Raw genomic sequence first — 11,425 nt, 5'->3', positions numbered from 1 at the left:
ACCCCGCCTACGGCTACGAAATCGGCCACATCATCCGCCACGGCCTCGAAGAAATGTACGGACCCGACAGCACTGACGGCACCGGTGAAGACCGCAACGTGATGTACTACCTCACCGTCTACAACGAGCCCATCACCCAACCCGCCGAACCCGACAACCTCGACATCAACGGACTCCTCAAAGGCATCTACAAACTCGCAGACGCCCCCGAAACCACCGGGAACGGGAACCGGCCCACCGCGACCATCCTCGCCTCCGGCGTCTCCGTCCCCTGGGCCCTCGAAGCACAACGCATCCTCAACGAAGACTGGAACGTCGCCGCCGAAGTCTGGTCCGTGACCTCCTGGAACGAACTCCGCCGCGACGGACTCGCCGCCGAAGAACACGCCTTCCTCAACCCCGGCCAACCCGCCCGCACCCCGTTCATCACCGAACAACTCAAAGACACCAACGGACCCGTCATCGCCGTGTCCGACTACATGAAAGCCGTCCCCGACCAAATCCGCCAATTCATCCCCAACGACTTCGCCTCCCTCGGAGCAGACGGCTTCGGCTTCTCCGACACCCGCCAAGCCGCACGCCGCTACTTCAAAAACGACACCCACTCCATCGTCGCCAAAACCCTCCAACTCCTCGCCGCCAAGGGAGAAGTTGAAGCTGGTGCGCTGGAAAAGGCGATCGAAAAGTACCGGCTCCTGGATGTAAACGCCGGCACCACCGGCGGAGCAGGCGGCGACGCATAACAAACTGCGGGCAAGCCCCACAGGAACAGCAGTATCCGCGACGGCGGCTTTCACCGAAAGGTGAGGGCCGCCGTCGGGCTTTAACCTGGCTGGGACATGCATCCCAAGGACGTGATCAGCAACAACACGAGTTGTAGCCTTCTCACAAATGGAGCTTGCCGGGGATGGGCCGTATGCTCGTTCCATGGCAGAGCCGAGCAAAACAACCACCAAGCGCAAGGCAGCACCCCAGGCATTGTCACCCGAAAAGGCCGAGACACTGCGGCAACTCCGCGCCAACGTGGGCCAACTATCCACAAGCACCATGAGGCAACTCGAGAAATCGCTGCCTTGGTATGGCCGCCTGAGCTCGGATGAACGCTCGACCTTGGGCCTGGTGGCCCAGAACGGCATTGCCGCCTTCGTGACGTGGTATGAGCGGCCCAGTTCTCCATCGTGGATCCTCACGGACGTCTTCGGAAACGCTCCTACCGAACTGACCCGCTCCATCAGCCTGCAAAAGGCTCTGCAACTGATCCGCATCGTGGTGGAAGTCGTCGAGGACCAGGTTCCCGTGATCGCTCCGGAGTCGGACCAGCCTTCCCTCCGCGAAGCGGTGCTGCGCTATTCGAGGGAGGTAGCCTTCGCGGCCGCCGATGTGTACGCGAGGGCCGCGGAATCCCGCGGATCCTGGGACACGCGCTTGGAAGCACTGATCGTTGACGCCATTCTACGAGGCGAAAACACCGATGCCTTGAGGTCCAGAATCGCGGCCCTCGGCTGGAAAGCCCAAGAGCGTTTCACGGTAATGGTGGGAAATTCGCCCTCGGAGCCAAGCGCCAGCTATGTCAGCGAACTACGCCGCACCGCCGGGCGGTTCGCCGAGGACGCACTGGTCGGAATCCAGGGTGACAGGCTCATATTGATCCTTGGCGGCTTACAGGACCGCGACACAGCTTACGTCAAGCTCAGCGAGCTTTTTGCCCCGGGAGCCGTGGTTTATGGTCCGGAAGCAGGCTCACTCCTGGAGGCGAGCAGTTCCGCCCAAGCCGCCTTCGCGGGGCTCACTGCGGCCCGTGCATGGCCTTCCGCGCCCCGACCTGTTGCTGCCGACGACCTCCTGCCCGAACGTGTTGTTTCCGGTGATGACGCCGCGCGCCGCTCCCTGATCAAGAACATCTACAGGCCACTCCTGGCGGCTTCAAATGGCTTGGTGGAGACCTTGGGAACGTACTTGGAGTTGGGCCACTCGTTGGAGGCTACGGCGCGCGAACTGTTCGTCCATGCCAACACCGTGCGCTACCGTTTGAAGCGTGTCTGCGATGTGACAGGCTGGGATCCGCTCCTCCCCAGGGAGGCGTTTGTATTGCAAACGGCGTTGGTAGTGGGTCGTCTTTCGGCCCAACCGAAAGCCGCCCCGGAACGTCACGCGTCACGTTCACAGAACTGAACCGTTGTAGACTTCCTACAAACTGACCCAGTGAGCTTGGTGTACCAAAACACCAGTGGATCACGTGGCAATTTGGAAAGCTGGATACGTGCTTGCAATCGTCTGCCCTGGACAGGGCTCCCAGACCCCCGGATTTTTGGCCCCTTGGCTGGAACTCCCCTCCGTCGAAGGCCAATTGGCCGCACTGAGCGAAATCGCAGGCATTGACCTCAAGGCCCACGGAACCACCTCGGATGAAGAGACCATCAAGGACACTGCCGTAGCGCAGCCGCTGATCGTCGCTGCCGGCCTCGTTGCTGCCAAGTCCTTGTTCGATGTGGAACTCAGTACCCTTCCCGTCATCCTTGCCGGTCACTCCGTCGGCGAAATCACGGCCTCAGCCCTCGCGGGCGTCCTCACGGAGTCCGAGGCCATGACCTTCGTTCGGGAACGCGCCAACAGCATGGCTGCAGCAGCTGCGGTGACGCCCACGGGCATGAGCGCAGTTGTGGGCGGAGACCCTGCCGAGGTCCTGGCGGCCATTGAGGCTGCAGGCGCCACTCCGGCCAATGTGAACGGGGCCGGACAAACCGTGGCCGCAGGCACGTTCGAACAGCTCAAGGCCTTGGCGGAAAACCCCCCGGCGAAGGCACGCGTCATACCCCTCAAGGTTGCCGGCGCCTTCCACACTTCCCACATGGCACCGGCAGTCAGCGCCCTTGAAGACCTCAAGCCGTCGCTGTCGCCGCAAAACCCTGCAGTTCCGCTGTTGTCGAACTATGACGGCAAGGAGGTCACGGCCGGGCCTGCCGCCGTCGAAAGCCTGATCGCACAGGTCTCACGCCCCGTCCGCTGGGATCAGTGCATGGAAACACTGGTTGAACGCGGCGTCACCGGCGTGATCGAGCTTGCCCCTGCAGGCACGCTCGCGGGGCTTGCCAAGCGCGGAATGCCCGGCGTGAAGACGGTTGCCGTCAAAACCCCGGAAGACCTCTCCGCGGCTCTCGCACTTTTCGCTGAATTGGAGGGACAGGCATGAGCACTCCCGTACTGAACAAGACTGCGGTCAACGAAAACGCCCGCATTCTGGGCATCGGCGCCTACCGCCCGGATGTCATCGTCACCAACGACGACGTCTGCCAGTGGATCGATTCCTCGGACGAGTGGATCCGCCAGCGCACCGGCATTATCACGCGTCACCGTGCAGCCGCAGATGTCAGCGTGATCGACATGGCTGAAGGCGCCGCACGTGAGGCACTCAAGCAGGCGGGAATTGAACCGTCCCAGCTGGGAGCCGTCATCGTGTCCACCGTGACACACCCTTACGCCACGCCGTCGGCTGCCGCTGCACTCACCGACCGTTTGGGCGCGACGCCGGCACCCGCCTTTGACATCTCTGCCGCCTGCGCGGGGTACTGCTACGGCGTGGCCCAGGCCGATGCCCTCGTCCGTTCAGGCGCCGCCGAGTACGTACTGGTGGTCGGCGCCGAGAAACTCTCGGACGTCATCGACAACCACGAGCGAACCATTTCGTTCCTCCTCGGCGACGGCGCCGGCGCCGTGGTGGTCGGCCCATCCGACACCCCCGGCATCGGACCTTCCGTGTGGGGATCCGACGGCAGCAAGTGGGATGCCATCGGCATGACCCACTCCCTGGAAGACGTCAAGAAGCTCGGCGAATCCGCCCGCCACTCGGACGAAATCGACGATCCCGCCATCCTTTCCGCGACCCAGGACGTCTGGCCGACGTTGCGCCAGGATGGTCAGACAGTGTTCCGCTGGGCCGTCTGGGAAATGGCAAAGGTAGCGCAGCAGGCATTGGATGCCGCAGGCATCGAAGCCAGCGACCTCGCTGCTTTTGTTCCCCACCAGGCCAACATGCGCATCATTGACGAGATGGTCAAGAAGCTCAAGCTTCCCGAATCTGTTGTCATCGGCCGCGACATCGCCCAGGCGGGAAACACCTCCGCGGCGTCCATTCCGCTGGCAACGCACCGCTTGCTTCAGGAGAATCCTGAACTGAGCGGCGGCCTGGCCCTGCAGATCGGCTTCGGTGCCGGTTTGGTCTTCGGCGCCCAGGTAGTGGCTCTGCCGTAGATCGGGACACGTCCCGGCTATCAGCCAACTGAATACGACTTACAAACCCAAGCCGCAACCCGCGGTTTGCCCCCTTTCCGGCAGTAGCCGGTACAACAAGAAAAGGAGCCAACAATGGCTAGCAACGAAGAGATCCTGGCCGGCCTGGCTGAAATCGTCAACGAAGAAACCGGCCTCGCCACCGAAGCCGTGGAGCTGGACAAGTCCTTCACCGAGGACCTGGACATCGACTCCATCTCGATGATGACCATCGTCGTCAACGCCGAAGAGAAGTTCGGCGTTCGCATCCCGGACGAAGAGGTCAAGAACCTCAAGACCGTCGGCGACGCCGTCAGCTTCATCGCTAACGCACAGGCCTAGTCCTGACACCTGCTGTGCCGGGCCGGGATTCCTATCCTTGAGCCCGGCACAGCCGCAGTAACCCATAGATTTTCTTGCCTCCCCGTGTGAACAGCGCATGTGGGACGGCTATCCGACAGAGAGTGATCGCATGGCACGCAAAGTAGTCATAACCGGTCTGGGGGCCACCACTCCCATCGGCGGCGACGTCCCCACAATGTGGCAGAACGCGCTGAAAGGGGTCTCCGGCGCCCGCACGCTCGGCGACGAGTGGGTGGCCAAGTACGACCTCCCCGTCCACTTTGCTGCCCGGTGCTCGACGCCGGCACTTGACGTCCTGAGCCGCGTTGAGGCAAAGCGCATGGACCCGTCCACACAGTTCGGCGTCATCGCAGCCCGTGAAGCCTGGTCAGACTCCGGGATCGAAGAAATCGATCACGACCGGCTCGCCGTAGCATTTGCCACAGGCATCGGCGGCGTCTGGACGCTCCTTGATGCTTGGGACACGCTCAGGGACAAGGGCCCGCGCCGGGTCCTGCCCATGACTGTTCCCATGCTCATGCCCAATGGCGTGGCAGCAGCTGTCAGCCTCGACCTCGGCGCCCGTGCCGGAGCGCACACTCCCGTATCGGCCTGTGCATCCGGCACCGAGGCCCTCCACCTCGGATTGGACTTGATCCGGTCCGGCAAAGCAGACGTTGTGGTGTGCGGTGGCGCTGAAGCCGCAATCCACCCGATGCCGTTGGCCGCCTTCTCCTCCATGCAGGCCTTGTCGCGCCGCAACGACGAGCCGGAGCGCGCCTCCCGCCCGTACGACATCGACCGCGACGGTTTTGTCATGGGTGAAGGTGCCGGTGCTCTGGTCCTCGAAGCCGAAGAGCACGCCATCGCCCGCGGCGCGCGCATCTACGCCGAGCTCGCTGGAACCTCGGTGACAGCGGACGCCTACCACATCACGGCACCGGACCCCGAGGGCCTGGGTGCCACCCGCGCACTGAAGGCCGCGATGTTCGATGGCCGGATCCAAGCGGAGGACGTGGTCCATGTCAACGCGCACGCCACCTCCACTCCTGTGGGCGATAAGCCCGAGTACACGGCCCTCCGTGCCGCCCTGGGGACCCATGTAGACAATGTGGCGGTCTCCGCCACGAAGTCGCAGATGGGCCACCTCCTGGGTGCTTCAGGGGCCGTTGAGGCTGTACTGACCGTACTGGCCGTCTACGAGCGCAAGGCGCCGGTCACTATCAACCTCGAAAACCAGGATCCCGAGATCCCCCTCGACGTTGTCACCTCCGTCCGTGACCTTCCCGCCGGCGACATCGTGGCGCTGAGCAACTCCTTCGGCTTCGGCGGTCACAATGCCGTCATCGCAGTCCGGAACGTCTAAGCGCGGTTAGGCAGTCGCCTCAATGAGACATAGGAAGGGCCCCACCAGCAGGTGGGGCCCTTCCTATTGCTATGGGGAAACGCTTAGGTCGGTGCTGTTACCCGACCTGGTGCAACCAGCGCACGGGCGCTCCTTCAGCTGCATGGCGGAAGGGCTCCAGTTCCTCGTCCCACGCTTCACCGAGCGCCAATGACAGCTCATGATAAACGGCCGAGGGGTCTCCTGCGCCGGATTCGTACGCGTAGCGGATGCGGTCCTCCGTCACCATGATGTTGCCGTGTACATCCGTGACGGCATGGAAGATACCCAACTCAGGGGTGTGCGACCAACGCGCTCCATCCACACCTTGGCTGGGTTCTTCGGTGACCTCGTAACGCAAATGAGCCCAGCCCCTCAGCGCCGAGGCCAATTGGGCTCCGGTACCGGGGGCCCCTGTCCACGACAACTCCGCCCTGAACATTCCCGGCGCAGCTGGCTGAGGGGTCCACTCAAGATCGGTTCGCTTATCCACGACCGATCCAATGGCCCATTCAACGTGCGGGCAAAGTGCCGTCGGGGCCGAGTGCACGAACAGGACACCGCGGGTTGTTGCAACAGACATTCCATCCTCCATAGCTGTAGGTACGTCTTCCCCAACGACCTCTGCCTGGATGTTTGCTGTTGCTGCCGGATGCCATGTAAATCATGTGGGCCCTGACAGGCTATTTAGTTTTCTTGGTACTAAAGACGATATTGGCACAGATTTAACCCTCAACCGTGAATTGAAGGTTTCCCCGTGGTGCTTTCATTTTGCCGTACGGTGCCCTTTTCCGCCAGTGCGGCTCTTGCGGGGTCATGCTCAGGCCCTCGGGTGCGCCTGCTGGTAGCTCTTCCGCAGACGATCGACCGATACATGGGTGTAGATCTGAGTGGTGGCCAGGCTGCTGTGACCAAGTATTTCCTGCACCGCCCGCAGGTCCGCTCCCCCGTCAAGCAGGTGAGTGGCCGCGCTGTGCCTGAGCGCGTGCGGTCCTGTGGCAGATGTGTCACCCAAAGCCTGCAGCAGCTCGCTGACCACCGCCCGGATTTGGCGCGGATCAACCCGGTTGCCACGCACGCCCAAGAACAAGGCCGGTCCGCTCGTGGCTCCCACAACGGCGGGACGGCCCCGCCTGAGCCAATCGTCCACGGCTACGGCTGCCGGAACGCCGAACGGAACAGTACGCTCCTTGTTGCCTTTACCCAGCACTCGTACAGTACGTCGATCGGGATCAAGGTCATCGATGTCCAGCCCCGCCAGTTCCCCCACGCGGACTCCCGTGGCATACAGGAGTTCCACCATCGCCCTATTGCGCAGAGCCATGGGCCCACCGTCAGCGGCCGCAGTGTTCAGATCATCCACCATCCGGGAGACCTGCTGCTGCTGAAGGACCCCTGGCAGGGACTTGTCCCGCTTGGGAGCCTGTAGACGGACGGCGGGGTCAGTCTCGATAAGTTCTTCCCGGAGCGCCCAGCCAGTGAACGACCTGGCGGTTGCAGCCCGGCGCGCCAAAGTGGCCCGTGCCATGCCAGCCTCACTTTGCGCCCCAAGCCAGCGCCGCAGGGAGCCTAACTCCAGTTGCCTGAGTTCTTGGACTCCCTCCTGCACCGCAAAGCCAAGGAGACTCTCAACATCGGACAGATAGGCACGGACTGTGTGCGCAGACCTTGCACATTCGCCCTCCAGGTAGCGTCGAAAGCCATCGACTGCCTTTTGAAGGGGTCCTGGAAGTAGTTGCGTGTCCACCCTTCCCACTGTGCCAGTCGCCGGTACAAAGTCGGCGTATCAACATGCTTTTCCTCTGCGTCTAGGCCTTTCCGGTCCGTTTCCACCCTCCGCGTTCCGAGCGCGCCAACCCCAGCAGCCCCAGCCGGCCAAGGCCCGCGCGCACGGCATCCGGACTCAGTCCCGCCACCACAGTCAGCTTCTCCACCGAGCTTGTGGACCTAAGAGGCAGAGCGTCCAAGAGAATGAGATCTTCCAAAGACAGGCCGTCGTGCACCGCAGCGGCGCCGGCGTCCTTTTCCTCACTGCCGGTTTCCCCGATGGCGCCGGCAAGCTCGGAAATCTCGCCGACGTCGGTGACGCAGACAGCTCCCCCGTCCCGGAGGAGGCGATGACAGCCGGCCGAGTTGGCACTATGTATTGATCCGGGAACAGTGGCAACAACCCTTCCGATGGTTTCAGCATGATGGGCTGTGTTGAGGGCTCCCGACCGCCAGCGTGCCTCAACCACAACCGTGACTGACGCCAAGGCCGCAATGATCCGGTTCCGTTGCAGGAATCTGTAACGCGTTGGAGCGGATCCTGGTGGCACCTCCGAGATGACAGCCCCCTGCGTGGCCACCGCCCGGAGCAGGTCCTCGTTGCCCGATGGGTAGAAGCGGTCCACGCCTCCAGCCATGACGGCGATGGTGGGCACGCCGGCCACCCCGCCGCTCAGAGCTCCCCGATGGGCATGGGCATCGATACCATAGGCTCCACCTGAAACCACGGTATATCCGCGTTGTGCCAGGCCATAGGCGAAGTCCCCCGTGACGGATGCTCCGTAGTTGGTACTGTCCCTCGAACCTACAAGGGCGATGGCTTGGCGGGCGGAGGGCAGCGGCTGCTCCTGTCCTCGCCACCACAAGCAAAGCGGCTCTTGGAGTCCAAGGTCTTCCAACTGCTCCGGCCACAAATCATCACCCGGGATGATCAAGCGTCCTCCGAGTCGACGAACGGTCTCCAAATCGCGGTCCGGCGCGAGGTCGGCGACACGCGGCGCCCAACGTCGAAGGCTGGCCGGGAGCCCGGCCCAAGACGATGGCCCTCCTCCGTCAGCAAGCAGGGAAGAGATCTCCCGTTCCAGGTCTGGACCTGTTCCCAGCTCCCCTGTTGCGATGCCCAGAGTATCCACGGCCCCTACTGCCCGCACCAATGCGAGGCCTACCGAATCCTGGGGCTCCATGAGGCGGGCCAGTGCTGCCCTGGCAATGCGTTCTTTGTCCTGCTTCCCCACTACAGCCACTGCTGTGAATCCCTTCGTGTCGGTACTGCTCATGTCGCGGCCGCCGCTTGGCGCAGGCCTAATGCTTGGCCAATGTGATCGATGTCCGGCGCATCGCAGTGCCCCAGATCTGCCAGCGTCCAAGCCAGCCTGAGGACGCGGTCGTAGCCGCGGGCAGTGAGGGTGCCACGTTCCAACGCAGTGTCCAGAATCCGGGTCGTTCCGGGAGACAACCGCAGTTCTCCCCGCAAGGTGCGCCCCGGAACCTGCGAATTTGTCTCGAGCCCCATGGCCAGCAAGCGCTCGAGTTGCCGTTGCCGGGCCGCCAGCACCCGTTCTGCGACAGTGTGGGTATCTTCTTCTTCGCCCGCATGGCCAAAGTCGGCCAATGACACCCGTTCGACCGGCAATTGAATATCCACGCGGTCCAACAATGGTCCTGAGATCCGTCCAAAATACCTGCGACGCATCATGGCAGTGCACGTACAGTCCATTCCCTTGCCGGAAGCTTTGCCGCATGGGCAGGGATTGGCGGCCAGTACCAGCTGGAACCGGGCAGGGTATGCCGCAGTCCCCGCCGAGCGGTGTATGACCAACTCTCCGCTCTCCAGGGGTTGCCGAAGGGCGTCCAGCACCCGGCGCTCATACTCTGGAGCTTCGTCAAGGAACAACACACCGCGATGTGCGCGCGAAGCGGCACCGGGCCGGGGAAGCCCTGAGCCGCCTCCGATGATGGCAGCGGCTGTGGCACTGTGGTGGGGATTCTCGAAAGGGGGCCTCCGCAGGAGCCGCACCGGAGAGGATTGGACTGCGGCCAACGAGTGGATGGCCGTGACCTCCATGGCCGCTGTATCAGCCAAATCCGGAAGCAAGCCCGGCAAGCGTTCCGCCAGCATGGTCTTGCCGGCACCCGGCGGCCCGGTCAGCAACATATGGTGGCCGCCAGCAGCAGCTACCTCCAGGGCACGGCGAGCCTCGCCCTGTCCGGACACATCGCAAAGGTCCGGCACGATGAGAGCATCATCGCTGTCTTCGCCCGGCTCGTCGACGTCCAGGGGGTCGTAATCGAGGGCGAGGTCCTTGGGATCCGCGCCAAAGTCGAAGGCAAGCCGGGCAAGGGTCTTGTAGCCGCGAACCTTCGCTCCCGGGACCAGTGACGCTTCCGCAGCGTTGGCTTCAGCCACCACAATGTCGGGGTAGCCTGCCTGAACAGCGGCCATTACGGCAGGAAGTATGCCACGTACCGGCCTCAATCTGCCGTCCAGGCCAAGCTCCGCGATGAACACAGTCCCGCCGATTTCACGGATGTCGTCCGCCGCTCGGAGCACAGCCATAGTGATGGCGAGATCGAATCCAGAGCCCCGCTTGGGGAGCGAGGCCGGAATAAGGTTGGCGGTGATTTTCCGTCTACTCAGGGGAATGCCGGAGTTCCGGGCGGCAGATCGGATACGTTCCTTGGCCTCGTTCAATGCCGCATCAGGCAACCCCAGGATGATGAAGTTGGGGAGCGTTTGGCCGATGTCGGCTTCTACTTCCACGATGTAGCCGTTGAGTCCGACGAGGGCAACGCAGTAACTGCGTCCGACCCCCATCAGCAAACACCCCGTAAATGCTCCAGCTGCGGCTCGACCACGCCGTTGTCAATCACGGACACAACATCGATGCGCCTTCGCGGGGCATTGAGTTGGTGCTGCCGGCACCACGATGACGAGAGCCGGTGAAGACGCGCCAGTTTGGCTGCATCCACCGCCTCAAAAGGATGCCCGTAGTCCAAACTCTTACGGGTCTTCACTTCGGCAACAACCAGGGTGTCGCCGTCGATCGCCACGATGTCGATCTCGCCGTCCGGGCACCGCCAATTACGATCGAGGATCCGCATTCCCTGGTTCTCCAGAAAATCGGCCGCCAGCGCTTCGCCGCTTCGGCCAAGCAGGTCTTTTGCTCTCATGACCACCACCTCCGCTCACCAGCTTTCAGGCTGGCGGAGTGCAGCGGCAGAGCGTTACGACGCTATGTGGGTAAACCTGCCCATATCAGTGTCTGTGGAGGAATACTCGCGGAAGGTGCCGCGCTAGTTTCCGAGATCTCCCAAGTCCCCAAGGCCGCCATCCTTCGGCAAAGCCAAGTCTTCGCTTCGCGGCAGTTCTTCCACATTGACGTCCTTGAAGGTGATCACCCGGACGTTCTTGACGAAGCGAGCAGAGCGGTAAACGTCCCAGACCCAGGCGTCCTGCAGGGTCAGGTCAAAGTAGACTTCGCCGTCGGCGCTGCGAGCCTGGAGATCTACGTGGTTGGCCAAGTAGAACCGCCGCTCAGTTTCCACCACGTAGCTGAACAGACCAACAACATCCCGGTACTCGCGGTAGAGCTGAAGCTCCATGTCGGTTTCATAGTTCTCAAGGTCCTCGGCGCTCATAGTTCCATCTTGCACTATCAGCCGGGC

The 11,425-nt window shown here is 62.8% G+C and carries 13 protein-coding genes; 7 read left to right on the top strand and 6 right to left on the bottom strand.

Features of this window, described 5'->3' with window-relative positions; translation table 11 throughout:
- From AC1RJY_RS07260 to AC1RJY_RS07235, 6 genes are all read left to right on the top strand, one after another.
- Window positions 1–743, top strand: a 743-nt coding sequence (locus tag AC1RJY_RS07260; protein WP_498601970.1) for a transketolase-like TK C-terminal-containing protein, incomplete at its 5' end; no start/stop codon positions are given.
- 184 nt (window positions 744–927) lie between these two features.
- Window positions 928–2,172 carry a PucR family transcriptional regulator gene (locus AC1RJY_RS07255; RefSeq protein ID WP_498601968.1) on the top strand — a complete coding sequence of 415 codons (1,245 nt, stop codon included), beginning with the start codon at window positions 928–930 and terminating at the stop codon, window positions 2,170–2,172.
- A gap of 88 nt (window positions 2,173–2,260) precedes the next feature.
- Complete coding sequence (locus AC1RJY_RS07250) at window positions 2,261–3,190, top strand: ACP S-malonyltransferase (RefSeq protein ID WP_187329881.1); 930 nt, start codon at window positions 2,261–2,263, stop codon at window positions 3,188–3,190.
- Complete coding sequence (locus tag AC1RJY_RS07245) at window positions 3,187–4,248, top strand: beta-ketoacyl-ACP synthase III (protein ID WP_498601967.1); 1,062 nt, start codon at window positions 3,187–3,189, stop codon at window positions 4,246–4,248. The genes AC1RJY_RS07250 and AC1RJY_RS07245 overlap by 4 nt, the downstream gene beginning before the upstream one ends.
- Window positions 4,249–4,362: 114 nt before the next feature.
- Window positions 4,363–4,608: an acyl carrier protein gene (locus tag AC1RJY_RS07240; protein WP_011692310.1), complete on the top strand. Its 246-nt coding sequence runs from the start codon at window positions 4,363–4,365 to the stop codon at window positions 4,606–4,608.
- Between the two features lie 130 nt (window positions 4,609–4,738).
- A complete protein-coding gene (locus AC1RJY_RS07235; RefSeq protein ID WP_043806151.1) occupies window positions 4,739–5,974 on the top strand; it encodes a beta-ketoacyl-[acyl-carrier-protein] synthase family protein in 1,236 nt (411 codons plus the stop codon).
- 97 nt (window positions 5,975–6,071) lie between these two features.
- Here AC1RJY_RS07235 and AC1RJY_RS07230 read toward each other — a convergent pair whose 3' ends face one another.
- From AC1RJY_RS07230 to AC1RJY_RS07210, 5 genes are all read right to left on the bottom strand, one after another.
- Window positions 6,072–6,575 carry a DUF3145 domain-containing protein gene (locus tag AC1RJY_RS07230; RefSeq protein ID WP_018776197.1) on the bottom strand — a complete coding sequence of 168 codons (504 nt, stop codon included), beginning with the start codon at window positions 6,573–6,575 and terminating at the stop codon, window positions 6,072–6,074.
- Window positions 6,576–6,812: 237 nt separating this feature from the next.
- Window positions 6,813–7,739, bottom strand: a complete 927-nt coding sequence (locus AC1RJY_RS07225) for a tyrosine recombinase XerC (RefSeq protein WP_187329882.1) — start codon at window positions 7,737–7,739, stop codon at window positions 6,813–6,815.
- A gap of 61 nt (window positions 7,740–7,800) precedes the next feature.
- Complete coding sequence (gene dprA / locus AC1RJY_RS07220; protein ID WP_014922074.1) at window positions 7,801–9,036, bottom strand: DNA-processing protein DprA; 1,236 nt, start codon at window positions 9,034–9,036, stop codon at window positions 7,801–7,803.
- Window positions 9,033–10,574, bottom strand: coding sequence for a YifB family Mg chelatase-like AAA ATPase (locus AC1RJY_RS07215; protein ID WP_014922075.1), 1,542 nt, complete (start codon window positions 10,572–10,574; stop codon window positions 9,033–9,035). The genes dprA and AC1RJY_RS07215 overlap by 4 nt, the downstream gene beginning before the upstream one ends.
- Window positions 10,574–10,939: a YraN family protein gene (locus tag AC1RJY_RS07210; protein ID WP_498601965.1), complete on the bottom strand. Its 366-nt coding sequence runs from the start codon at window positions 10,937–10,939 to the stop codon at window positions 10,574–10,576. Before AC1RJY_RS07210 ends, AC1RJY_RS07215 begins: the two co-directional genes overlap by 1 nt.
- Here AC1RJY_RS07210 and AC1RJY_RS07205 point away from each other — a divergent pair.
- On the top strand, window positions 10,929–11,057 hold the full coding sequence (locus AC1RJY_RS07205; protein WP_498601986.1) for a hypothetical protein: 129 nt from the start codon (window positions 10,929–10,931) through the stop codon (window positions 11,055–11,057). The genes AC1RJY_RS07210 and AC1RJY_RS07205 overlap by 11 nt on opposite strands.
- Here AC1RJY_RS07205 and AC1RJY_RS07200 read toward each other — a convergent pair.
- The gene (locus AC1RJY_RS07200; RefSeq protein WP_018776202.1) at window positions 11,054–11,398 is read right to left on the bottom strand and encodes a DUF2469 domain-containing protein; all 345 of its coding nucleotides are present in this window, start codon (window positions 11,396–11,398) and stop codon (window positions 11,054–11,056) included. The two genes, AC1RJY_RS07205 and AC1RJY_RS07200, sit on opposite strands and share 4 nt — an antisense overlap.
- Window positions 11,399–11,425: the final 27 nt, after the last annotated feature.

This window comes from Arthrobacter sp. GW822-FHT05G07, assembly GCF_058799755.1.
Note: the sequence above shows the minus strand (reverse complement) of the source record. Positions and strands in the feature narration are given on the sequence as shown.